Source organism: Stenotrophomonas sp. GZD-301 (assembly GCF_049310345.1).
Classification (GTDB): domain Bacteria; phylum Pseudomonadota; class Gammaproteobacteria; order Xanthomonadales; family Xanthomonadaceae; genus Stenotrophomonas.
In genome coordinates this window covers 1-23,654 of sequence record NZ_JBMOWY010000051.1, presented here as the reverse complement: position 1 = coordinate 23,654, position 23,654 = coordinate 1, and the positions used below count along the sequence as shown (strand labels likewise).

The 23,654-nt window shown below is 68.7% G+C and carries 21 protein-coding genes; 17 read left to right on the top strand and 4 right to left on the bottom strand.

Annotated elements, in window-relative coordinates:
• Nucleotides 1–66: 66 nt before the first annotated feature.
• The 6 genes from ACO6VK_RS14115 (at nt 67) to ACO6VK_RS14090 (ending at nt 8,235) form a co-directional block, all read left to right on the top strand.
• Nucleotides 67–1,587 (top strand): alpha/beta hydrolase, encoded by a 1,521-nt coding sequence (locus ACO6VK_RS14115; protein WP_422508146.1) that lies wholly within the window; start codon nt 67–69, stop codon nt 1,585–1,587.
• Nucleotides 1,584–2,330: an ATP-binding cassette domain-containing protein gene (locus ACO6VK_RS14110; protein WP_422508144.1), complete on the top strand. Its 747-nt coding sequence runs from the start codon at nt 1,584–1,586 to the stop codon at nt 2,328–2,330. Before ACO6VK_RS14115 ends, ACO6VK_RS14110 begins: the two co-directional genes overlap by 4 nt.
• Complete coding sequence (locus ACO6VK_RS14105; protein WP_422508142.1) at nt 2,327–3,511, top strand: ABC transporter permease; 1,185 nt, start codon at nt 2,327–2,329, stop codon at nt 3,509–3,511. Before ACO6VK_RS14110 ends, ACO6VK_RS14105 begins: the two co-directional genes overlap by 4 nt.
• 170 nt (nt 3,512–3,681) lie before the next feature.
• On the top strand, nt 3,682–4,527 hold the full coding sequence (locus ACO6VK_RS14100) for a hypothetical protein (RefSeq protein ID WP_422508140.1): 846 nt from the start codon (nt 3,682–3,684) through the stop codon (nt 4,525–4,527).
• Complete coding sequence (locus ACO6VK_RS14095) at nt 4,524–7,247, top strand: T6SS effector BTH_I2691 family protein (protein ID WP_422508138.1); 2,724 nt, start codon at nt 4,524–4,526, stop codon at nt 7,245–7,247. Before ACO6VK_RS14100 ends, ACO6VK_RS14095 begins: the two co-directional genes overlap by 4 nt.
• 52 nt (nt 7,248–7,299) lie before the next feature.
• A complete protein-coding gene (locus ACO6VK_RS14090; protein ID WP_422508136.1) occupies nt 7,300–8,235 on the top strand; it encodes a DUF6708 domain-containing protein in 936 nt (311 codons plus the stop codon).
• Between the two features lie 101 nt (nt 8,236–8,336).
• Here the strand turns inward: ACO6VK_RS14090 and ACO6VK_RS14085 are convergent, their stop codons facing one another.
• Together ACO6VK_RS14085 and ACO6VK_RS14080 are read right to left on the bottom strand one after the other, a co-directional pair.
• Nucleotides 8,337–9,350 carry an energy transducer TonB gene (locus ACO6VK_RS14085; protein ID WP_422508134.1) on the bottom strand — a complete coding sequence of 338 codons (1,014 nt, stop codon included), beginning with the start codon at nt 9,348–9,350 and terminating at the stop codon, nt 8,337–8,339.
• Between the two features lie 186 nt (nt 9,351–9,536).
• Nucleotides 9,537–10,148: a TIGR00645 family protein gene (locus tag ACO6VK_RS14080; RefSeq protein ID WP_422508132.1), complete on the bottom strand. Its 612-nt coding sequence runs from the start codon at nt 10,146–10,148 to the stop codon at nt 9,537–9,539.
• Nucleotides 10,149–10,255: 107 nt separating this feature from the next.
• On the opposite strand from ACO6VK_RS14080, the gene ACO6VK_RS14075 reads away from it, so the two are divergent.
• The 4 genes from ACO6VK_RS14075 (at nt 10,256) to ACO6VK_RS14060 (ending at nt 15,775) form a co-directional block, all read left to right on the top strand.
• Nucleotides 10,256–10,945, top strand: coding sequence for a glutathione S-transferase N-terminal domain-containing protein (locus tag ACO6VK_RS14075; protein ID WP_422508130.1), 690 nt, complete (start codon nt 10,256–10,258; stop codon nt 10,943–10,945).
• Nucleotides 10,946–11,069: 124 nt separating this feature from the next.
• A complete protein-coding gene (locus tag ACO6VK_RS14070) occupies nt 11,070–13,298 on the top strand; it encodes a DPP IV N-terminal domain-containing protein (protein ID WP_422508128.1) in 2,229 nt (742 codons plus the stop codon).
• A gap of 39 nt (nt 13,299–13,337) precedes the next feature.
• Nucleotides 13,338–13,883 carry a cytochrome c oxidase assembly factor Coa1 family protein gene (locus ACO6VK_RS14065; RefSeq protein ID WP_422508126.1) on the top strand — a complete coding sequence of 182 codons (546 nt, stop codon included), beginning with the start codon at nt 13,338–13,340 and terminating at the stop codon, nt 13,881–13,883.
• A gap of 80 nt (nt 13,884–13,963) precedes the next feature.
• Nucleotides 13,964–15,775, top strand: coding sequence for a DUF885 domain-containing protein (locus tag ACO6VK_RS14060; protein ID WP_422508124.1), 1,812 nt, complete (start codon nt 13,964–13,966; stop codon nt 15,773–15,775).
• Nucleotides 15,776–15,979: 204 nt separating this feature from the next.
• Here the strand turns inward: ACO6VK_RS14060 and ACO6VK_RS14055 are convergent, their stop codons facing one another.
• Nucleotides 15,980–16,414, bottom strand: a complete 435-nt coding sequence (locus tag ACO6VK_RS14055; protein WP_422508122.1) for a hypothetical protein — start codon at nt 16,412–16,414, stop codon at nt 15,980–15,982.
• Nucleotides 16,415–16,616: 202 nt separating this feature from the next.
• On the opposite strand from ACO6VK_RS14055, the gene ACO6VK_RS14050 reads away from it, so the two are divergent.
• The 4 genes from ACO6VK_RS14050 to ACO6VK_RS14035 all read left to right on the top strand — a co-directional run bounded on the left by ACO6VK_RS14050 (nt 16,617) and on the right by ACO6VK_RS14035 (nt 19,242).
• Nucleotides 16,617–16,865: a hypothetical protein gene (locus tag ACO6VK_RS14050; protein WP_017354360.1), complete on the top strand. Its 249-nt coding sequence runs from the start codon at nt 16,617–16,619 to the stop codon at nt 16,863–16,865.
• 139 nt (nt 16,866–17,004) lie between these two features.
• Nucleotides 17,005–17,922 (top strand): bestrophin family protein, encoded by a 918-nt coding sequence (locus ACO6VK_RS14045; RefSeq protein WP_422508120.1) that lies wholly within the window; start codon nt 17,005–17,007, stop codon nt 17,920–17,922.
• A gap of 26 nt (nt 17,923–17,948) precedes the next feature.
• Nucleotides 17,949–18,938 (top strand): porphobilinogen synthase, encoded by a 990-nt coding sequence (hemB, locus tag ACO6VK_RS14040; RefSeq protein ID WP_017354362.1) that lies wholly within the window; start codon nt 17,949–17,951, stop codon nt 18,936–18,938.
• A 31-nt stretch (nt 18,939–18,969) separates the two neighbouring features.
• Complete coding sequence (locus ACO6VK_RS14035) at nt 18,970–19,242, top strand: gas vesicle protein GvpG (RefSeq protein WP_422508117.1); 273 nt, start codon at nt 18,970–18,972, stop codon at nt 19,240–19,242.
• Nucleotides 19,243–19,287: 45 nt separating this feature from the next.
• On the opposite strand, the gene ACO6VK_RS14030 is transcribed toward ACO6VK_RS14035, so the two are convergent.
• Entirely contained in the window at nt 19,288–20,154 is an 867-nt protein-coding gene (locus ACO6VK_RS14030) for a TolB-like protein (protein WP_422508115.1), read from the bottom strand.
• Between the two features lie 54 nt (nt 20,155–20,208).
• On the opposite strand from ACO6VK_RS14030, the gene aroE reads away from it, so the two are divergent.
• The 3 genes from aroE (at nt 20,209) to dinG (ending at nt 23,638) form a co-directional block, all read left to right on the top strand.
• Nucleotides 20,209–21,054 carry a shikimate dehydrogenase gene (gene aroE, locus ACO6VK_RS14025; protein ID WP_411852514.1) on the top strand — a complete coding sequence of 282 codons (846 nt, stop codon included), beginning with the start codon at nt 20,209–20,211 and terminating at the stop codon, nt 21,052–21,054.
• A gap of 18 nt (nt 21,055–21,072) precedes the next feature.
• Nucleotides 21,073–21,408, top strand: a complete 336-nt coding sequence (locus tag ACO6VK_RS14020) for a hypothetical protein (RefSeq protein ID WP_422508113.1) — start codon at nt 21,073–21,075, stop codon at nt 21,406–21,408.
• Between the two features lie 127 nt (nt 21,409–21,535).
• Nucleotides 21,536–23,638, top strand: a complete 2,103-nt coding sequence (gene dinG, locus ACO6VK_RS14015) for an ATP-dependent DNA helicase DinG (protein WP_422508111.1) — start codon at nt 21,536–21,538, stop codon at nt 23,636–23,638.
• The last annotated feature ends 16 nt before the right edge of the window (nt 23,639–23,654 follow it).

The window sequence follows — 23,654 nt, the reverse complement described above, 5'->3', positions numbered from 1 at the left end:
TTGAGTCACATCCGCCGCGCGGGTTCGTCGTGGTGGCATGACTTTCAACAAGGGGAAGCAGGGAAGATGTCCAGGAAACAGTTGAGGCTGGCCGGGGTGCTGGCCGTGGCCTTGTGCGCCGGCTGCAATGCGCCCGCGCCGGAAACCGCGTCGGACGGCACCGGCGCCAGCCGTAGTTACGGCACGCTCGCGTTCAAGCCCTGCACGCTGACCAGCGCGCAGGCCAGTGCCAATGTCGAAGCCCAGTGCGCGACGTTGCAGGTACCGGAGAATCCGGCGGCGCCCGACGGCCGCAGGATCGGTGTGCACATCGCCTGGCTGGAAGTCGGCAACCAGGGGGCGGGCAAGGCGGACCCGGTGTTCTTCCTTGCCGGTGGTCCCGGCCAGGCCGCCACCGAAGTGGCCGCACCGATCAACCAGGCCCTGCGCGAGGTGCGCAAGCAGCGCGACATCTTCCTGATCGACCAGCGTGGCACCGGCAAATCCAATCCGTTGACCTGCCTGGGTGCGGACGGCAAGGAACTGCCGCTGGACGAAAACGCGCCCCCCACCACGGCGCTGATCGCCGAGTACGCGCAGCGCTGCGCTGCATCGCTCAAGGACCGTGCGGACACGCGCTTCTACACCACCACCGAGGCCATCGGCGATCTCGACGCCGTGCGCGCCGCGCTGGGCGTGGACAAGGTCAACCTGGTCGGCGGTTCCTACGGCACGCGTGTCGCCCAGCATTACGCCGCGCGCTACCCGCAGCACACCCGCACCGTGGTGATCGACGGCGTGGCGCCCAACGACCTGGTGGTCGGTGGCGACTTCGCCAACACCTTCGAAGACGCCATCGCGCTGCAGTCGGCGCAGTGCCGCAAGGATGCCGCCTGCGCCAAGCGCTTCCCGGTGGATACCCGCACCCAGCTGCGCAACGTGATGACCACGCTGGCCACTGCGCCGGTCCAGGTGGAGTACCGCGATCCGGGCACCGCAGAGGTCAAGACCGACGTGCTGACCGCCGACACCGTCACCGGGCTGGCCTTCGCTTTCTCGTACATGCCCGAGCTGTCTTCGCTGCTGCCGGTGGTGCTGGACGAGGCGGGGCACGGCCGCTATGCGCCGCTGATGTCGCTCAGCCGGCTGGCCGGGCGCAGCCTCGGCGTGCAGATGAACCGCGGCATGCAGTGGTCGGTGATCTGCGCCGAAGACGCCGACCGTTACCAGGAACCGGCGGCCTCTGATCGCCTGCTGGGCCCGGATGTGTCGCGGATGTTCTTCGCGGCCTGCCCGGTATGGAACGTGGGCAGCCGCCCGAAGGACTTCACCGCGCCGTTCGCCTCGCCGCTGCCGGTGCTGCTGCTGTCGGGCCAGTTCGATCCGGTCACGCCGCCGCGCTACGCCGAACAGGTGCTCAAGCAGCTGCCCAACGGTCGCCACCTGCTCGCCAAGGGCCAGGGCCACGGCACCATCAACGCCGGTTGCATGCCGCGCCTGCTGGGCCAGTTCGTGGACAGCGCCGATGCCAAGGCGCTTGACGCCAGCTGCCTGGACGCACTGAGCCCGGTGCCGGCCTTCACTTCGTTCAACGGATGGGAACCATGATCGTCGCCGACAACCTGCACAAGGCCTTCAAGACCAAGACCGGCCTGATCAAGGCCGTCGAGAACGTCGGCTTCCAGGCCACAGACGGCCGCATCACCGGCCTGCTCGGCCCCAACGGTGCCGGCAAGACCACCACCATGCGCATGCTGTACACGCTGATGACGCCCGACCAGGGCCGGGTGATGGTCGATGGCATCGATGCGGCCAAGGACCCGGTGGCCGTGCGCCGCCAGCTGGGCGTGCTGCCCGATGCGCGGGGTGTCTACAAGCGTCTGACCGCGCGCGAGAACATCGCCTACTTCGGCCAGCTGCACGGCATGAGCGCCGCGCAGATCCGCGACCGCACCAAGGTGCTGTCGCAGGCGCTGGACATGGAAGACATCCTGGACCGCCAGACCGACGGTTTTTCGCAGGGCCAGCGCACCAAGACCGCCATCGCGCGCGCGCTGGTGCACGACCCCCGCAACGTCATCCTCGACGAACCCACCAACGGGCTGGACGTGATGACCACCCGGGCACTGCGCGGATTCCTGCGCGGGCTGCGCGAAGAGGGCCGCTGCGTGATCTTCTCCAGCCACATCATGCAGGAGGTGGCCGCACTCTGCGACCACATCGTGATCATCGCCAAGGGCACGGTCATGGCGGCCGGCAGCGCCGATGAGCTGCGCGCACAGACCGGGGAAACCAACCTGGAAGATGCCTTCGTGAAGGCGATCGGTTCGGAAGAGGGGTTGCACGCATGAGTTCGTTCGCTACGTTGTGGATCGTGATGCGCAAGGAACTGCGCGACCTCTCGCGTGACCGTCGCACGCTCGCGCTGACCCTGCTGCTGGGGCCGCTGCTGTATCCGCTGCTGTTCCTGGGGATGGGCAAGCTGGCCGAAAGCCGGGTCAAATCGCAGATCGACAAGCCGCTGGAGATCGCCACGATCGGGGCCGAGCACGCGCCGAATCTGGTGCGCTTCCTGGCGTCCCAAGGGCTCAACACGGTGGCGGCACCGCAGGACCTGACCACCGCCATCCGCGACCAGAAGATCGACGTCGCCCTGCGCATCTCGCCCGGGTTCGCCAAGGACTGGCAGGAAGGCCGCCCGGCGCTGGTGGAGATCGTCAAGGACAGCACGCGCCGCGCTGCGGACATTCCCAGCTCGCGTCTGGAAGCCGCATTGGGCGGGTACAGCCAGCAGGTGGGTGCGTTGCGCCTGCTCGCCCGCGGCATCGATGCCCAGGTTGCGCGGCCGCTGGACATCGCCACCCAGGACATGGCCACGGCCGAAGCCAAGCGTGGCCTGCTGCTGTCCGTGCTGCTGCCGCTGCTGCTGATCATCACCTCGTTCCTGGGCGGCGCCTACCTGGTGATGGACACCACCGCCGGTGAGCGCGAGCGGCAGTCGCTGGAGCCGTTGCTGGCCACGCCGGCGTCGCGCAGCGCCATCGTCAGCGGCAAGATCACCGCTGCGTGCGCGGTGGGCATGGCCTCGCTGCTGCTCACGCTGCTTGCCTTCAAGCTCAGCGCGCAGCTGTCCACCACCGGCCCCGGACGCCAGCTCAACATGGGCTTCCTGCCGATGATGCAGATGCTGCTGATCATGACGCCGATGCTGTTCATCGGCACCTCGCTGCTGACCTTCCTCTCGGCGGCCGCCAAGAGCATGAAGGAAGCGCAGAGCCACATGACCTGGTTGATGCTGCTGCCGATGCTGCCCAGCTATGCGTTGATGGTGTACCCGCTGAAGAGCGAGCTGTGGCAGTTCGCCGTGCCGTTCCTGGCGCAGAACCAGATGCTGCTCAAGATCATCCGCCACGAGACCATCAGTGCGCAGATGTGGGGCGTGTACCTGGCCGCCGGCTTCGGTCTGGCCGCCGTGCTCTGGTTCGCCGCCGTACGTCGCTACCACCAGGAGCGGCTGGCGATCTCGGGCTGATCGCGATGGGCTGGATGATCTTGTAATAGGCAGCGGCGATTCAAATCGCGAGCTATCCTTAAAATCGCAATCGTTGAACTGTGACGTCCTCGAACGGATGTCGGGTCTGGCTCTACTCTGCCAGGCGTGTCGTTCCTAGCCTTGGACGACGCCATCGACACTGCCCTTTCATGGACCTGGATTCCCCCGCCGCCGCCCCTGTCGCGCTGTGGCATCGCGTGTTTCTTGCGCAGACCCACGCGCTGATCGATCCGCGCCACGTAGCCCCGGCCCAGTTCGCCGACCTTCCCACCCACGTACTTCAGCCGGAAGGGCTGGCAGGACGCGCGCGCCATCCGCCGCTGCTGGTCACGCTGGAGGCGCTCGCGTGGGACCGCCGGCTGCAGCTGCTCGATCAGGCTGACGCGCATCTGCGCGAGTACGGCCGCCCGCTGTTCTGCGCGCTGCTGGCCTGCGACGATGCTCCCGCCGCCCGCAGTCACCTGCAGCGCGTGATGCGCCTTGTGCAGCCCGGCGTGGGACCGCACTGGCTGCGTCTGCACGATGCCGGCGTGTTCCGTCACCTGCGCTGGCTGTTGACGCCCGCGCAGATGGCCTGCGTGATGGGTCCGGTGGCAACGTGGCTCTGGCATGAGCCGGTGAGCGTCACTTGGCGCGCACAGGCCCGCCCGGCGGTGCCGCCCTCGCCAAGCGTGCTGCTGCAGCCGGGCCAATGGCTGGATCTGGCCCAGGTGGGCGTACTCAACCGCTGCCTGCGTGATCTGGCCGACGCCGGCGAAGGCGCGGGGGAGGGCGGGGTGCGTGCGTTGCTGGACGGCATCCGCGAGGCCCGCACCGCGGGCCTGCACGACCCGGCCGACCTGCGGCAGTACGCCTGCCAGCGCCTGCGCCACGGCAGCGGCTTCCAGCAGCGCCCGGAGGTGCGGCAGCGCCTGGCCCACGTGCGGGGGCGGGGCATGTCCTATGTCATGGCGTGCCAGTACGAACGTCGCGCCACCCTCGGGACGGCCGCATGACCGACCCGGTGAACGACCCCGCCTACTGCCCGAACTGCATCACCTTCGGCTTTCCCATCCTGCTGTCGCGCTACGCGGTGGCGCGCGCCGACCAGGACGTCCGGCGGCCCGCACCAGCGCTGGTGGCACCGTTCGGGGCCGGTGTGCAGGACATCGCCCTGCCGGCCGCCGATGCGCGCTACACCCTCCGCCTGCTGCGTGGCGGCTACGTCTATGCCTACAACGAAGCGCGCGACGAGTGGCTGGCCTGGCAGGTCAACGAACACGGGGACCTGTCCGCGTTCGACATCCGCGATGCCACCCCGCCGCCGCAGAGCGATGACACGCCGGCGCGCTGTTCGCGGCATGGCAGTGCCCTGTTCGCCAAATGCATCGTCGTTCCGGATGCCGCGTTCGGCACCGCGCTGTGGGTGGCGTTCAGCACTGCACCGTGGACGCAGCGGGTCTGGCAGCGGCACCGGGATGCGCGCTATCGCGCCCGCACCATGCGACGTATCGATGTCGGCCGATGGGCCGCATCGGCCACCGCACAACCGCATGTTGCCGCCCTGCACCAGGCAGTGGACCAGGTGGCCGAGTTCCACGCCGCAGCGGCCGACCGGCCGCGCTCGCACACGCCGGACGTGACCAACCTGCCGACCGTCAACGTGCTGCCCGGCGCCAAGACGCTGGAGCACAGCCTGTGCGCGCCCGATCAATACTCGCGCGCGCAGATCGATCTGCTGAGCGCGCAGGCCCGCCTGGCGGGGCGGCAGGTCACCCCCGGGCATCCACTGGCCGTGGCCCCGGCGCTGGTGGCGCTGGACGACCCGGTCGGCATCATCGCCGACCTAAACCAGCTTGCCATCGCCCGGATACTGGAATGGGAGAACGAACCCGAGCGGCAGGAAAAGCGCCAATCGGCCGCCGCCATCGCCGCGCTGCAGGCGGCGATCGGCCAGGGTGCGCTCGAAGACGAAGCGCACCGGCGTGGACGCAACGCCCGCCTGGGCAGGGGCGTGGTGACCGTGCTGGGTGGCAGGACCGGGTCGGATCAGCTGGCCCGGCCCCTGCCCACCTGGACCAACGACGTGTTCGCGGTACAGGACGAAGCGGAGGTTCTCCAGTTCGGGCAGGCCTCGTGGAAGAAGTACCGCAGGCACCTTCGCGACGACGACGGACACGCACGGTGGCTCACGCAGACCTACGCCGTGGAGCAGCAGGCGTTCTACGAGAAGAACATCGCGGCGCTCGACGATGCCTACATCGCCTGGCTGTCCGCCACGGCCTTCAGGCAGCATATGACCGGCCATTTCGACAGCGCCAACACCACCAGCGGTGTGCTCTACCAGGAAGTGGTCACCACGCTGCTGCGCGATGCGACCTCGCGCGGCAAGGTCTTCCAGTACGTGCTGGACTGCCTCACCCACGGCGATCCGCTCGACCCCGACGCCATCGTGCTGCGCGCCCAGATGTGGAACCAGGACGGGTTGATCGCGGTATGGAAGGACACCTTGTCCGATACCTCCACCGCACCCGGCGCGCGCGACTGGCTGGTGGCGGCCAATGGATTGTCCAACGCCCTCAAGGGTCTGCTGGATGCCGAAACGGACGCCAAGCTCGGCGGTATGTTCCAAGGCACGGCACGGCTGGTGGAACAGCTCTCCGGCCCGATGTCGCGCATCATCGGCACGGAGATCGGCAGCCTGGTCGCCCAGGACGTCGGTAGGCTGCCCGCTCGCTGGCAGGTAGGGCTGCTCACTGCGCTGGCGCAGTCCGCCTCACCCGGGACCGAGCTGGTCGATCTGGTCGGGCACACCACGCCCAAACGGGCGCGCAAGGCGTTGGCAATGCGCCTGGCAGCCCATGCAGGCCTCAACAGCGCGCAGCAGGCCGCCGCGGCGGCCGCCGAAGTGATTGAAACCACCGACGTCGACATCCGTGATGGCAGGTTCCGGTTCGGCATGGTCGCGCTGGTGGACGCCGATCGGCTGCGGCTGTTCAAGGCGCTCAACGCCAAGGCGGTCATCACCGGTCCTGGGCGCCAGGCCGAGCTGATGCGCACCCTGACCGTGCTGGACCTGCACGACGCGATGCGCGCAAGTCTGTCCAACCTGGGCAGCACCTCGCTCGGTTACGGCATGGCAGGTCTGGTCCTGGCATCGGCCAGCCTGGGCCAGCTCCACAAACAGTTCGCCACCGCGACCGCTGACACGCGCGGGATGCTCGCGGCCAACTTCAGTGCAGGCGTGGCGGCGCTGCTGGGTGATGCAGCGATGGTCATGGGGGAGGTCGGCACCAAGCTGCCGTGGTTCTCGCAGAAGCTCGCCGAACCGATGGGCCGGTGGATGTTCAGGGCTGACACGAAGGCAGCAGTGGTGAAGGCGGGTGGGCGTTGGTTGAGTGGTGTGGCGGGTGTGGTGTTGGGTGCACTCACGTTCGCAGATGGTTACAGGGATGCGAAACTCAACAGGGCATATGGAATCAGCATGATGGGGTTGGGATTTGTAGGCGCGTTGGCTTCTGCACTGATGATGTCCGGCTACGGAATACCGGTCGCAATCATTCTGCTGATCGTGGTTGCCATCGTCACCGTGGTGGTTGCGTGGTTCAAACCTGACGGCGTACAGCGCTGGTTGGATAAGACCATGCATTTCGGAGGGAACAAGACAGGGTGTTTTGCTGATCTGGAATCGCAGAACGCGGCGCTTAGAGCATTGAGGGCAGATCAAGGTGCTTAGTGGATGGCAGCCTCCCTTCAAATACGGCCGGAGCATCTCCAACGTTGAAGCGTTGGCAGAGCTGAATCCTTCAGGAGAGGAGCGAGCAGTACCTGACGACGCCGTCGGTTTGGTCAAATTCAACTCCGTCTACATCGAGTTTGTTGACCGCACGTTCAAGATCAAAGGAATGGCCCCGACGCTCATTCAGCTGGTGGTGTCGCTGGGGATTCTCGTGGGGTTGGTGGCCGTTGCCGAGCTCGTGATCACGATGCATGAAGAGATGACGGAGAGCCTTCTCTCGTTGCTGTTCCCTTTCGTCGCTGGCATAGGGGGGTGGTGGCTGTTCTGGACGCTGCACTTGAGAAAGGACCTTTTCCAGTACACCCACTACCCGGTTCGCTTCAACCGCGTCACCCGCAAGGTCTACTTCTTCCGCCACAACGGTCCCGGTGGCGTGGTCGTCGTGCCCTGGGGCTCGCCGAATGCGTTCTTCCACATCGGCCGTGGCGGGCAGGACCCCGGCCTGCGCGACCTGCGCTGCCATCTGCTCGACCGCCACCGGCAGGTGCAGCAGACCTTCACCATTGGCCACTTCTGGAATCACAACGACGATATCCGCGAGCAGTGGGCGTTGATCTGCCGCTATATGCGGGACGGGCCGGAACACTGTTTCGACGATCCGCTGGACCGGGTGATCACCCTCTCGCCGAAGGGCACGCTGCGCAACTGCTGGATGCTGGTGTGCCTGATGATGGGCACCACGCTGTTCCCGCTGCGCTGCACGCTGCTGTTTCCCATCTATGGCGCGTTGACGCTCAGCCGCTGGCTCACGTTCAAGACCTGCCGTGCACCGGTGTTTCCGCCAGAGCTGGAGGCCGAGTGCGCGATTGCACCGGATGACCCCCATGCATTGCCGGAGCCGCGCTTCATGGCTGAGTTTGCCAGCGATCCGGCCATCTACGCACGGGCGCAGCAGCGGCATCGGGAGCGGATGCTGTGGCGGTGAAGGCAGGGCGGCGCGCGCCGACCGGGCGCAGCGCAGACGTCACGCCCTGAAACAAAAAAGCCCGGCGTGTGCCGGGCTTCTTCAGAAATGCCGCGTGCTGCTCAACCGCCTTCGGGGGCGAAGGCCAGCGTACGGCGGGTGGTGACCGGCGCGCCGACCGGTTCGAACTTCCAGCGCTTCACCGCGTTGAGTGCCTCGCGATCGAACACGCGCGCAGGGTTGGCACGCAGCACGCGGGCGTTGGTTACCGAGCCGTCGGTGCCGACGGTGATTTCCACCAGCACCTCGCCCGAGGTACCCGAGCGCAACGCGTCGGCCGGGTAGCGCGGTGCCGGGGTGCTGACCGGGCGCAGGCTCGGCGAGGCGGCCGGGGTAGCGCGCGCGGCCGCGGCCTGTTGGGCGGCGGCCTGCTGCTGGCGCTGTTCGGCCTCGCGGCGCGCGGCGGCCTGGCGCTCGGCATCCTGGCGGTCGGTGTCGCGGCGGGCGGCTTCCTGCTGGGCGGCAATCTGGCGCGCCGCCTCGGCTTCGCCGGCCTGCTGCTGGGCCTGGCGCTGCTGCTCGACCAGCTGCTTGGCGCGGGTTTCGGCGTCCTTTTTGACCTTGTCGGTCTCTTCCTGGGTGCGCTTGAGCGCGGTCTGCATGCCGCCGGTGATGCCCTGCTTCAGGCGCGGCAGCGCCGGTGCGGTGGTATCGACCTTCTCGATCAGTGCGACCAGGCGCTGGGCTTCGTTGAAGTCCTCGCGGGTGAGGTTCTGTTCGGCCGCGATCAGCGTGTAGGGCAGCAGGTCGGTCAGCGCGCTTTTCACCGACGCATCGTCCGGGGTCTTGTCGCGCAGCGCCAGGTAGTACTCCATCGCGTTGTCGCCGGCCGGGGCGTACATGCGGTTCTCGCGCAGCGCCTTGCTGGCCAGTTCGCGCAGCTCTTCGGTGCCCAGCGACTGCACCTTGGCGGAGACGGCCGGCGCGGCAGGTGCCGCAGCGGCACCGGTGGCGGCGGGCGTGGCCGGCGCGTCGGCGGGTTTCGGTTCGTCCTTGCCCGAGCAGGCGGCCAGCGCCAGCAGCAGGGTGACCGGCGCGAGCAGGCGCGCCTTGGCAAACGTGGTGACGTGCGACATCCAACTTCCCCTTGAATACGACGGTACGTAAGACCTGAAGCGGTCAGGCCGGCCGACGCCCCTGGACGTTTCCCGGCGTCCACGGCGCTGCTGCAGGTGTGCAATCTAGCATCACCGGCGCGACGCAGGGGCCGGGCCGGTGGGACCAGCCGGCATCGTCGCCGATGCCGGCCGGAGGGCGCAACGTCAGTGCGCGTGGGCCTTGGACGACGGACCGGACATCAGTTTGTCGGTCCAGGCGATGCCGATCGCCGAGAGGATGAACACGCAGTGGATGATGGTCTGCCAGAGCACGCCGGCGCTGGTCATCGAGCTGCACTTGCTGGCGCCGATGTTGGAGGCGGCCGCGTTCATCAGTTCCGGCGGGCACAGCGGCAGGCCGTCCAGCGCGCCGGCGGCGATGAAGGTCTTGAGCAGGTGGATCGAGGAGATGCCGATGATCGACAGGGCCAGCTTGACCTTGAGCACGCTGGCGTTGACGTGGCTCAGCCACTCCGGCTGGTCGGGATGGCCTTCCAGGCCCAGGCGCGACACGAAGGTCTCGTAACCGCCCACGATCACCATCACCAGCAGGTTGGAGATCATCACCACGTCGATCAGACCGAGCACGATCAGCATGATCTGCTGCTCGCCCAGGCTGTTGGCGTCGTGGATGAGGTGCCACAGTTCCTTGCCGAACAGGAATACGTAGACGCACTGGGCCAGGATCAGCCCCAGGTACAGCGGCAGCTGCAGCCAGCGCGAGGCGAAGATCAGGGAGGACATGGGGCTGAGGCGGCGGGGCGGGGAAGGGGACATGCTGGAATGCTGCGTTGCGGGAGAGGCGGCAGCGTACCGGGCCGGATTGACCCTGCCAACCCAACTCACGCACTACACTCGGCCTTCGCCTTCGCCGAGCCCACGACATGATCGACCTGTACTACTGGCCTACCCCGAACGGCCACAAAGTCACGCTGATGCTGGAAGAAACCGGCCTGCCGTACCAGGTCAAACCCGTCAACATCGGCGCCGGCGACCAGTTCAAACCCGACTTCCTGGCCATTTCTCCCAACAACAAGATGCCGGCGCTGGTCGACCACCAGCCGACCGACGGCGGTGCGCCGCAGAGCGTGTTCGAATCCGGCGCCATCCTGCTGTACCTGGCCGAGAAGACCGGCAGCTTCCTGCCCGCCGACAGCCGCGGCCGCGTGGCGGTGCTGGAATGGCTGTTCTGGCAGATGGCCGGGCTGGGCCCGATGAGCGGGCAGATGGGCCACTTCAATGTCTACGCGCCCGAGCGCATCCCCTACGCGGTCGAGCGCTACAACAACGAGGTGCGCCGCCTGCACGGGGTGATGGACAAGCGTCTGGCCGCCAGCGCCTACCTGGGCGGGGACAGCTACAGCATCGCCGACATGGCCAGCTACCCCTGGATCGGCGCGTACGACGCGCTGCCGGTGGACTTCGCCGCCTTCCCCCACCTCAAGCGCTGGCACGACGCCATCGCCGCGCGCCCGGCCACCCAGCGTGCCTACGCGCTGCGTGCGCAGGTCAATCCCGATGCCGGCAAACCGCTGGGCGAGGAAGAGCGCAGACACCTGTTCGGCCCGCGTTGAGGCCCGATCGCGGCGCGCGCGGGTCCAAGGTCATGCTGCCTTCCCGCGCCGGCTTGGTTAGGATGAAGCGTTCCCTGCCGCGTGCGCGCGGCGGGGAGTCGCCCAGACGCTGCCGGAACCCTCCATGCGCCACCTGTTTGCTTCGCTCGCCCTGATGCTCGCCACGACCTCGCTCGCCCACGCCGAAAAACTCACGCTGGAGGCCATCACCGGTCCGCTGCCGCTGTCTGGCCCGACCCTGATGAAGCCCAAGGTGGCCCCGGACGGGTCGCGCGTCAGCTTCCTGCGTGGCAAGGATGCCGACCGCAACCAGCTGGACCTGTGGGCCTACGACATCGCCAGCGGGCAGACCCGCCTGCTGGTGGACTCCAAGGTGGTGCTGCCCGGCACCGAGACCCTCAGCGACGCCGAGAAGGCCCGCCGCGAGCGCCAGCGCATCGCCGCGATGACCGGCATCGTCGATTACCAGTGGTCGCCGGACGCACGCACGCTGCTGTTCCCGCTCGGCGGTGAGCTCTACCTGTACGACCTGGGCAAGCAGGGCCAGGCGGCCGTGCGCCAGCTCACCCACGGCGAGGGCTTCGCCACCGACGCCAAGCTCTCGCCGAAGGGCGGCTTCGTCAGCTTCGTGCGCGCCCGCAACCTGTGGGTGATCGACCTGGCCAGCGGCCGCCAGATCCAGCTCACCCGCGACGGCAGCGACACCATCGGCAACGGCGTGGCCGAGTTCGTCGCCGATGAAGAGATGGATCGCCACACCGGTTACTGGTGGGCGCCGGACGACTCGGCGATCGCCTTCGCACGCATCGACGAAAGCCCGGTGCCGGTGCAGAAGCGCTACGAGATGTACGCCGACCGCACCGAGATGATCGAGCAGCGCTACCCGGCCGCCGGCGACCACAACGTCACCGTGACGCTGGCCGTGATCGCACCGCAGGCCGATGCCGCGCCGCGCTGGATCGACTTGGGCCGCAACCCCGACATCTACCTGGCCCGCGTCGACTGGCGCGATCCGCAACGCCTCACCTTCCAGCGCCAATCGCGCGACCAGAAGACCCTGGAGCTGATCCAGGCCGATCTGGCCAGCGGTCGCCAGCACACGCTGGTCACCGAAACCTCGCGCACCTGGGTACCGCTGCACAACGACCTGCGCTTCCTCAAGCAGGGCGGCTTCCTGTGGTCCTCCGAACGCAGTGGCTTCGAACACCTGTACCGCGTGTCCGAGGATGGCAGGACGGTCACCGCGCTGACCAGCGGGCCGTGGCCGGTCGATGAACTGCTGGCCGTGGACGAGGAGGCCGGCAAGGCCTATTTCCGTGCCGGCATCGACTCCTCCCGCGAGAGCCAGCTCTATGCCGTGCCGCTGCAGGGCGGCGCACCGCAGCGCCTGTCGCAGGCCCCGGGCATGCACAGCGCCAGCTTCGCGCGCAACGCCAGCGTGTACGTGGACAGCTGGTCCAACACCACCACCCCGCCGCAGATCGGGCTGTTCCGCGCCAATGGCGAGAAGATCGCCACCCTGGTCGAGAATGACCTGTCCGACCCGGCCCATCCCTACGCGCGCTACCTGGATGCGCAGCGCCCGGTCGAGTTCGGCACGCTCACCGCCGCCGACAACCGCACCCCGCTGCACTACAGCCTGATCAAGCCGACCGGCTTCGACCCCGCCAAGCGCTACCCGGTGGTGGTGTACGTGTACGGCGGGCCGGCCAGCCAGACCGTCACCGACAGCTGGCCCGGTCGTGGCGACCACCTGTTCAACCAGTACCTGGCCCAGCAGGGCTATGTGGTGTTCTCGCTGGACAACCGCGGCACCCCGCGCCGCGGCCGCGATTTCGGCGGCGCGCTGTACGGCGTGCAGGGCACGGTGGAAGTGGACGACCAGCTGCGCGGCGTGGCCTGGCTGAAGCAGCAGCCCTGGGTGGACCCGGCGCGCATCGGCGTGCAGGGCTGGTCCAACGGCGGCTACATGACCCTGATGCTGCTGGCCAAGGCATCCGACACATACGCCTGTGGCGTGGCGGGCGCACCGGTCACCGACTGGGGCCTGTACGACACCCACTACACCGAGCGCTACATGAACCTGCCCGGCAACAATGCCAAGGGCTACGAGGAGGCCCGCGTGCTGGCGCACATCGACGGCCTGCGCTCGCGCCTGCTGTTGATCCACGGCATGGCCGACGACAACGTGCTGTTCACCAACGCCACCGTGCTGATGAGCGCGCTGCAGAAGCGGGGCCAGCCGTTCGAGCTGATGACCTATCCCGGCGCCAAGCACGGCCTGTCGGGCAGCAACGCGCTGCACCGCTACCGCCTGGCCGAGGATTTCCTGGGGCGCTGCCTGGCGCCCTGATCGCGTTGTCCCGCCACCGGCTCGACAAGGAGTACGCCGATGACACCGTCGCCCCCGATTCCCCCCGCCACCGCACGACGCGGCTGGTGGGCGCGCCACTGGCGCTGGGCCATGCCCGCGCTGGTTCTGCTGGTGCTACTGGGCGGCGTGCTGGCGGCCGGGTTCGCGGTGGACCGCTGGTCGCAGTGGAGCCGCGGCAGCGAACCTTACGTGGAGGCGATGCGGCGCGCGCGCTGCAGCATCGAACTGGCGCAGGTGCTGGGCGAGCCGATCGACGACGGCTACCTGCCGGTGGGCACGTTGCAGCAGGGCAGCGATGGCAGCGGCCGGGCCGACCTGGTGCTGAAGGTGCGTGGGCCGCAGGCGCACGGCGATCTGTTCCTGGCCGGCCGGCGGCAGCAGGCGGAGTGGGACTATCCGGTGATGTATGTGCTGACCGGCGACACCCACACCATCGACCTGACGGCGCTGGACGACGCCGAGGCCGTCACCCGCTGCGAGCTGGCCGACTGCCGGGCGCAGGGCGAGTGTCCACCCGCGCCGGCGCTGCCGCCCTCGGTGCCGGTGCAGGCGCTGGAGGCCTGAGCGGCGCATGACCTCCGGCCGATTGCCGCCCGTGCCCTGAGTGCGTAGGGTCGCAGGCATCTCTTCGCTGGAGTTCCCGCATGAAGCCGCTCGTCCTTGCCGTTGCGCTGGCCCTCTCCGTTCCCGCCGCCCTGAGTGCGCCGCCGGCCCTGGCCGCCACGCCGGCTGCCGGAAAGGCACCCGCCAGCCCGGCCTGGGTGGCCCGCAGCAACGCGCTGGCGCAGATCCTGCTCGATGCGCAGGGCCCGTTCCAGCCGGAGGAGACCGGCTTCTTCGGCGTACCGGGTTACGACGACAAGGTGGCCGATTTCGGTCCGGACAACGGCGCGCGCTACCGGGCGGCAATGGCCAAGGCGCGCACCGAGCTGCAGGGCAAGCTGGCCACCGAACGCGACCCCAACGTGCGCCAGGACCTGGCGATCATGATTGCTGCGGCCACCCAGAACATTGAAGGCAGCGAGCTCAACGACAAGTATCTGCTGCCGTGGACGGACACGCCGCAGACGGTGTTCAGCGGCCTCAACCTGCTGCTGTCCGACCAGGTGCCGGCCGAGCGCCGCGCCAAGGCGCTGGACCGCCTCAAGCGGTACGCCGGCCTGGCGCCGGGCAGCCAGCCGGTCACCACGCTGTCGCGCCAGCGCTATGAAGAGCGCCTGGCCGACACGTCCCTGCTGCAGCCGACGAAGATCGAGGTCGAGCAGTCGCTGGCCAACGTGGACACCTACATCAGCGGCATCGAGCAGCTGTTCGGAAAGTACAAGGTGGCCGGCGCCGACGAGGCGTTGAAGACCATCGCCACGCAGCTGCGCGAGTACCGCGACTGGACACGCAGCGAGGTGCTGCCCAAGGCACGTACCGATACCCGCCTGCCGGCGCCGCTGTACGCCTTCCAGCTCAAGCGCGTCGGCATCGACATCGCCCCGGCGCTGCTGATGCAGCGTGCGCAGCTGGAGTTCATGGAAACCCGTTCGGCGATGCGCCAGCTGGCGCCGCTGGTGGTGCAGGCCAAGGGCCTGAAGGTGACCGACCCGACCGACCCGGTCGCGGTGGTGCGCGCGCTCAAGGGCGACAAGATCGCCGATGACCAGCTGGAGCACCATTACCGTGGCGTGATCGATGCCATCGACCCGATCATCCGTCGCGAGAAGATCGTCGATGTGCCGCAGCGGCCGATGCAGATGCGGCTGGGGTCGGCGGCCGAGAGCGCCGCCTCGCCGGCGCCGCACTTCCTGCCCGCACCGCTGGTCGGCAACACCGGTCAGCAGGGCACCTTCGTGCTGCCGCTGGGCAATCCCGCGGCCGGCGACAAGGCGGCACAGTACGACGACTTCAACTTCGGCTCGGCCGCATGGACGCTGAGCGCGCACGAAGGCCGGCCTGGTCACGAACTGCAGTTCACCGCGATGGTCGAGCGCGGCATTTCGCTGGCGCGCACCATGTTCGCGTTCAATTCGGTCAACGTCGAAGGCTGGGCGCTGTATGCCGAAGCGGAGATGGTGCCGTACGAACCGCTGGACGGGCAGCTCATCGCCCTGCAGTTCCGCCTGCTGCGCGCCGCGCGCGCGATGCTCGATCCGATGCTCAACCTGGGGCTCACCGATCGCGCCAACGCCGAACGCGTGCTGATCGACGAGGTGGGGCTGTCCAAGGCGATGGCCACCCAGGAACTGGATCGCTATACCGTGCGTGCGCCCGGCCAGGCCGGCAGCTATTTCTACGGCTACACGCGGATCCTGGAGCTGCGCATGCAGACCGAACTGGCGCTGGGCAGCCGCTTCGACCGGTTGGCGTTCAACAACTTCCTGCTCGATCAGGGCCTGTTGCCGCCGGACCAGCTCGCCGAGGCGGTCAACGAAGTCTTCGTGCCGAAGTACAAAACCGATAAACGCTGAGGCGCCCGGTAGTGGGGGGGGGGGGGGGGGGGGGGGGGGGGGGGGGGGGGGGGGGGGGGGGGGGGGGGGGGGGGGGAGAGGGAGGCTCCCCACCCCCCCCCCCCCCCCCCCCCCCCCCCCCCCCCCCACTACCGGTTACGCGTCTGGAACACAGCCCCCTGAGTCAGGGGGCGGCCGCGCAGCGGCGCAGCAAAGCGTGGGGCGTCAGCGCGCATGCGCTGGCGCGACGGGATTGGGTACCCAGATGGCCACGCCGGCCGCGCGCTTCTGCGTGGTCGGAATGCCGATGCCCACGCCGCCGCCCACGTGCGAGCCGTAGCTGCCCGCGCCCACCGACATGCCTACCGGCGAGCCGCTGGAGCCCACGCCCATCAGGATCACCCCGTTGGCGCCGAGGGCGGCCGCTTCGCGCTTGAGTCGCATGACCGCCGCGTCGGTCTGGCCCTGCGTACCGAAACCGACCGCGCTGGACGACTCCAGCTGGGCGATTTCGACCGACCCGGCCGGTGGCGTCGAATAGATCTGCACGGTGGCCGGGTCGACCGGCGCGCGCGCCTGGCCCAGCATCACCTTGGAGGTACTGGCGCAGCCGGCCACGGTCAGCAGCAGGCCCAGCAGTGCGATGGATCGGATGTTCATGGCATCACCCCTGATGGTATGGGCCGGTCGGCCTGTGGCGCGATCATCGGGGCTGGCGACTGAATCGGTGCCAACCTCTCATCTTCACGCTAGCACTGTCCGGGTGAGGCCGCCGCAACGGCGTACCGATCCGGCCGGCGCACGCGCGCATGCCTGCCTTTAGGCTATGGTGGGCCAGGCCACCACTACAAGGAATCGCGGCATGGGATTGATCAGTCTGTTGTGGGGCATCCTCGCATTGCTGTGGATGATCCTGGCGCTGATTCCGCTGCTGGGCTGGGGCAACTGGTTCCTGATTCCCTTCGCTGCGGTGGGGGCGATCATCGCCGCCATCGGCATCCTGTTCACGCATCCGAGCAAGCGCGGCCGGGCCTGGGCCGGGCTGGTCCTGAACGGCATCGTGGTCGTCGTGGCGATCCTGCGGCTGGGTCTGGGCGGCGGCATCGTCTGAGCCGGGTCCGCGTCGCCTGCGCCGGTGCGACAGACGGTCGCACCGTCATGGGCCCCGGCGCGCATCGGCGTAGAATGCCCCCTGCCGCCCTGGCTGCTGCCGGCGGCGCTACGCCCGTCCGGGCGCTTTTCCTGCACCGATGATCATTCGCCCTCGTCCCCACGGCTGGCAACTGCTGTACATCCTGCGCGGCTCCATCGTTCCGGCGGTGGCGCCCAAGGTGCTGGCGATCCTGTTGCTGGCGGTCGCTGCGGCCACGCTGGCCGAGGTGTGGCATCCGCCCGGCATCGAACGCGTCTCGGTGGCCCCGTTCACCCTGCTCGGCCTGGTGCTGTCGATCTTCCTCAGCTTCCGCAACAACGCCTGTTTCGAGCGGTGGTGGGAAGGACGCAAGCTGTGGGGCCAGCTGGTCTATGAATCGCGCAGCCTGGCGCGCCTGTGCACCGCGCTGCTGGCCGACGACGCGCCGCGCCGCGACCGTATCTGCCGCCTGTGCATCGGCTTCGCCCATGCGCTGGCCGCCAGACTGCGCGGGCGCGATGTCGCGCTGGCTGCGCTGCCCTGGGTAGCCGAGGCTGACCAGGCGCGCTTCGGCGAGCGCCTGAACGCGCCCGACCAGCTGCTGGCGATGATCGCCGCCGACCTGGCCGAACCGCTGCGCGCCGGCCGCCTCGACCCGATCCTGTACGCCCAGTTCGAGACCCGCCTGCACGCGATGTCGAGCATCCAGGCCGGCTGCGAGCGCATCCTGTCCACGCCGCTGCCGTTTGCCTACACGCTGCTGCTGCACCGCTGCGCGTGGATGTTCTGCGTGCTGCTGCCGTTCGGCCTGGCCAGTTCGCTGGGCTGGGCCACGCCAGTGGTGTCGGCGGTGCTGGCCTATGCCTTCTTCGGCCTGGACCAGCTCGGCGAGGAGATGGAAGAGCCGTTCGGGCTGGAGCCCAACGACCTGCCGCTGGATGCGCTGGTGCGCACCATCGAAATCGACCTGCTCGACAGCCTCGGCGTGCAGCCGCTGCCCGAGCCGCTGCAACCGCGGCAGTACCTGCTGCAGTAACCCCGCATTCCGCCCCGGAGCACTTCATGGCCCACCCCGACTATCGCCCCCGCCGCATGCGTCACGACGAATTCTCGCGCCGGCTGATGCGCGAGAACACGCTGACCACCGACGACCTGATCTACCCGGTGTTCGTGCACGAACTGGACGGCCGCGCGCCGGTGGCATCGATGCCGGGCGTGGAGCGCCTGTCCATCGACGAACTGCTCAAGGTTGCCGAAGAAGCGCTGGAGCTGGGCATCCCGGTGATCGACCTGTTCCCGGTGATCGACCCGGCCGGCAAGTCGCTGGATGCCGCCGCCGCGTGGGACGACAACGGCCTGGCGCAGCGCGCCATCCGTGCGCTGAAATCGCGTTTCCCGGAGCTGGGCGTGATGACCGACATCGCCCTGGACCCGTACACCACCCACGGCCAGGACGGGATCATCGACGGCAACGGCTACGTGCTCAACGACATCACCGTCGAGGCGCTGGTCAGGCAGTCGCTGTCGCATGCCGCGGCAGGCGTGGACATCGTGTCGCCGTCGGACATGATGGACGGCCGCATCGGCGCCATCCGCCGCGCGCTGGATGCCGACAACCATGTCAACGTGCGCATCATGGCCTACTCGGCCAAGTACGCCTCGGCGTTCTACGGCCCGTTCCGCGACGCGGTGGGCAGCTCGGCCAGCCTCGGCAAGGCCGACAAGAAGACCTACCAGATGGACCCGGCCAACGGCGACGAGGCGATGCGCGAGATCGCGCTGGACCTGGAAGAGGGCGCGGACATGGTGATGGTCAAGCCGGGCATGCCGTACCTGGATCTGGTGCGCCGGGTGAAGCAGCAGTTCGGCGTGCCGACCTTCGCTTACCAGGTCAGCGGCGAGTACGCGATGATGAAAGCAGCGTTCGCCAACGGCTGGCTGGACGAGCGCGCCTGCGTGCTCGAATCGCTGATCGGCTTCAAGCGGGCCGGCGCCGATGGCGTGCTGACCTATTTCGCCCCGCAAGTGGCGCGTTGGCTGCGCGAACGCTGACAATACGCGCCAACACGCGAACAGGACGACGATGATGCAGACGATGGGGTGGGTGCAGTGGGTCACCTGGGGCACGGGCGTACTCGCCTTTGCGGTGGTGATCGGTCTGGTGATCCGCGGCGTGGTCCGGGCCGCACGGCGCGCGCCGGAACAGCCGTCCGCCGCCGCCCGGCTGGCGCGCGAGGCCAACCTTCCACCGAACGTACAGGCCGAACTGGCCGCGCTGAACCAGCGCAAGGACAACGGCGAGATCAGCGAACCCGAGTACGAACAGCAGCGCGCCGCGCTGTTGCGCGCGTATTGATCAATGCGCACCCGTAGCGCCGGGCTCTGCCCGGCCGCGTGGCGATTACCCGCAGCCGGGCACTGATGGCGCCCGCAACCGATACAGATCCAACCCGCCGGCCTTCGGCGACCGCGCCTGGCCCGCCACCACCATCTCACTGGGCTTGGACGCATCCACCACGGGCGCGCCGGTCTGGCCGTCGGCGGTGTTGAACGACAGCGTCAGCGGCACCGCCGCCTGGCCGTGATCGCAACCCACCAGCCACACCTGCGCGTGGCCATCGGCCACGCGGGTGATGGCCAGCGCGCCGTCGTTGCCCAGCCAGTCGCCGCCCAGTTCGTCGGCGGGGCCGTTGAGCGGGGCCGGCAACGCCGTCACCGCAGCGAAACCGTCGGCGTCCACCGCCGCCTGGAACAGATCGAACCCGCCGCGGGTGCCGGCGCCATCGCGCGCAAACAGCAGCACCTGCCCATCCGGGCGCAGCGCCGGGCGGCGCTCGTTGGCCCGGGTGTTGACCGTGGCCGGCAGCGCCATCACCGGCCCGACGCTGCCGTCGGCGTGCACCGCCACGCGGTACAGGTCAACCCCGCCGCGACCGCCGGGGCGGTTGGAGGCGAAGTACAGCCAGCGCCCGTCGTGGCTGAAGTACGGGTCGGTTTCATCGCTGCCGGTGTTGAGCGCCAGCGGCGTGGGGTCCTGCCAGCGCCCGTCGCGCAGCACCGCCTGCCAGAGGTCCCAGCCCCCGGCGCCACCGCTGCGGTCGGACGCCCAGACAATGCGCTGCCCGTCCGGGGCGATGGTGGCCTGGGCCTCGTTGGCCTTGGTCGAGACCACGCCCATGCCTTCGATGCCGAACTCGGAAAGCGCCATCGCGCCCGGTACGAAGAGTAAACTCAGGCTCAGCGCGAGCAGTGACAAGGGAGTGCGCATCGTCGCTTCCGTTGGGGTTTGCGTTCCAATCCAGGCCCGGAGTTTAAGACACCCATGACCGCCCGTTACGCCGTATTCGGCCAGCCCATCGCCCATTCGCAGTCGCCGCACATCCATGCCGCCTTCGCGCGCCAGGAAGGCATCGCGCTGGACTACCGCGCCATCGAGGCGTCGCCGGCCGCGTTCACCGCCGCGCTGGAGGCGTTCGCCGCCGATGGTGGCGTGGGCGCCAACATCACCGCCCCGCTCAAGGAAGCGGCGTTCGCGCTGTGCAAAACCTTCACCTCGCGCGCCAAGCTGGCCGGCTCGGTCAACACGCTGCTGCGCAAGGGCGATTACTGGCACGGCGACACCACCGACGGCGTGGGCCTGGTCCGCGACCTCACCGAACGCCATGAGCTGGACCTGCGTGGCCGCCGCGTGCTGCTGCTCGGTGCCGGCGGCTCGGCGCGCAGCGTGGCGCCGGCCCTGCTGGATGCCGGCATCCGCGAGCTGGTGGTGGTGAACCGCACCACCGAGCGCGCCGATGCCCTGGTCGATGCGATCGGCGAGCCGGGGCGTGCGCTGAGCCGCTACTGGGACGACCTGCGCGACCTGGGCGACTTCGAGCTGATCGTCAACGCCACCTCGGCCGGCCGCGACCGCGAGGCGAAGTTCGAGCTGCCGCTGTCGCTGGTCAACAGCATGACCACCGCGGTTGACCTCAATTACGGCGACGCCGCCATCGCCTTCCTGGCCTGGGCGCGTGCGGCGCAGTGCCGCAACACCGTCGATGGCCTGGGCATGCTGGTGGAGCAGGCCGCAGCCAGCTTCCAGCAGTGGCACGAGGTGCGCCCGCAGACCGACGCCGTGTATGCCGAGCTGCGCACCACGCTGGCGCCGCTGGCCGGGCAGGACTGACCGGACATGGATGCCGGGATGTTGATGTCGATGCTGAGCGTGGTGGGCGTACGCCTGCCGATTCTGATCGCGCTGGGCGTGGCCCTGGTGTGGGTGGTGGACAGCCCGCGCGGCGCGGTCCGCACCGTGGCGCTGTCCGGCTTGGGCGTCCTGGCGGCCACCTGCATGCTCGGCATGGTGGTGTCGCTGCTGCCGCGGTGGTGGGTAGAGCAGAACCAGTACGAGAACCTGCAGTCGCTCAGCCTGTGGCTGGGCGTCGCCCACTTCGGCCTGTCGCTGGCCGAGGCGTTCGGCCTGGTGCTGGTGATCTGGGCGATGACCCGCGCGCTGCGCCAGCGCGGCACGGTCGGCTGACCCTGCGTGCGCGGCGCCGCCGGGTCTGCCGGCGTGCGCCGCGTCGCGGAACTGAACCAATGCCGGCCACGGCCATGCCGTGGGCATGAGAAAATACCTGCCATGATTCAGGCAGGACCCTCCCGGCGTGACCGAAAAAGTTGAAGCCCCGCGCGCGCTGAACGACGAGCTCAAAACCGTCATCCGCGATGCCTACGCCAAGCTGCAGGCCAATACTCCCGGCTTCAGCACCCGGCGTTCGCAGAGCCAGATGATCGGCGTGGTCTCGCGTGCGCTGTCGCACAGCGGCGGCGTTGGCGTGGTCGAAGCGCCCACCGGCGTGGGCAAGTCGCTGGGCTACCTGACCGCCGGCGTGCCGATCGCACTGGCCACGAAGAAGAAGCTGGTGATCAGCACCGGCACCGTGGCGCTGCAGTCGCAGCTGTTCGAGCGCGACATTCCCAATTTCCTCAAGGCCACCGGCATCGAAGCCACAGTGGCGCTGGCCAAGGGCCGCACCCGCTATCTGTGCACGCGCAACGCCGCTGAGGCGCATGGCGATGGCGCGCAGGAAGGCATGTTCGAGGACGAGCAGCCGCTGTTCGATCGCCCGCTGGCACCGATCGAGATGGATCTGGCGCAGTCGCTGAGCAAGGCCTTCCTCGAAGGTCGCTGGAACGGTGACCTGGACAACGCGCCGGAGACGATCAGCAACACCCTGCGCTCGCGCATCACCACGCCGGCGTCGGGATGCGCCGGGCGCAAGTGCGCCTACTCGGCGCAGTGCGCGGTGCTGCGCTCGCGCAACACGGTGCGTGAGGCGCAGATCGTGGTCACCAACCACGCGCTGCTGTTGTCGGCGCTGTCGATCGGCGAGAGCGACAACGGCCAGCCGCTGATCGCCCCGCCCGGCGACATGCTGCTGGTGCTCGACGAAGGCCATCACATCGGCAATGTCGCCATCGACCAGGGTGCGGCCAGCCTGGCGATGGACGAAATGGCCAAGCGCACCGGCCGGCTGCAGATCGTGATCGCGGCGGCCTACCGCGCCGTGGACAAGGACAAGCTGGGCAACCTGCTGCCCAACGAAGCAATCGAGGTGGCGGCGCGCGTCAGCAAGCAGCTCAAGGCCTTCCGCGACGTGGTCGGACGCAGCTGGCATCCCGATCCGTCGGCGCAGGAGCCGATGTGGCGCGCACCCAACGGGCGCCTGCCGGATATCTGGATGGCCGACATCGAGGCGCTCGCCGACGACACGCGCGCGCTGTTCAACTGGGCCCATGCCGCGCATGCGCAGGTGGCCAAGGGCAAACCCGAGGATGCCGCGCGCGAGCGCCTGCAGCGCACCCTCGGGATGGCGCTGGAAATGATCGAGCAGCAGCACAACCTGTGGGCGGCCTGGCGCCGCGAGGACAAGGAGGGCCAGCCGCCGACCGCGCGCTGGGTCACCCTGTCGCGCGACGGCGACCTGATCCTGCACGGCTCGCCGGTATCGGCGGCCAACGTGCTGCGCAAGCTGCTGTGGGACGAGGTGGATTCGGTGGTGATGACCTCGGCCACGCTCACCGGCGGCGGCGACTTCCAGGCCCTGGCGATCGACAACGGCATCCCGGCCGAGGCCGAGATGGTCTCGCTGGCCTCGCCGTTCGACCTGCCCAACCAGGCTGAGCTGATCGTGCCGGCGTTCCCGGTGACCCCGGATGACAAGGAAGGTCACCCCAAGGAAGTCGCCAAGTACCTGGTCAAGGAGCTGGACTGGGACAAGGGCAGCATCGTGCTGTTCACCTCGCGCTGGAAGATGGAAAAGGTCGCCGAGCTGATGCCGGCCGCCGAGCGCAAGCGGGTGCTGGTGCAGGGCGAAACGGCCAAGCAGAAAATGATCGACGAGCACCTGCGGCGTACCTCCGCCGGGGAGGGCTCGGTGTTGTTCGGGCTGAACTCGTTCGGCGAAGGCCTGGATCTGCCCGGCGAGGCGTGCACCACCGTGGTGATCACCCAGGTGCCGTTCGCGGTGCCGACCGACCCGCAGACGTCCACGCTCGGCGAGTGGTTCGAGAGCCGCGGCCTGAACGCCTTCAACCTGATCGCGATCCCGCACGCGCTGCGCACGTTGACCCAGTTCGCCGGCCGCCTGATCCGTACCTCCACCGACACCGGCCGCGTGATCATCCTCGACTCGCGGCTGCTGACCCGTCGTTACGGCAAGCGCATCATCGACGCGCTGCCGCCCTTCAAACGGATCATCGGGTAACGGGGACCGCGTAGTG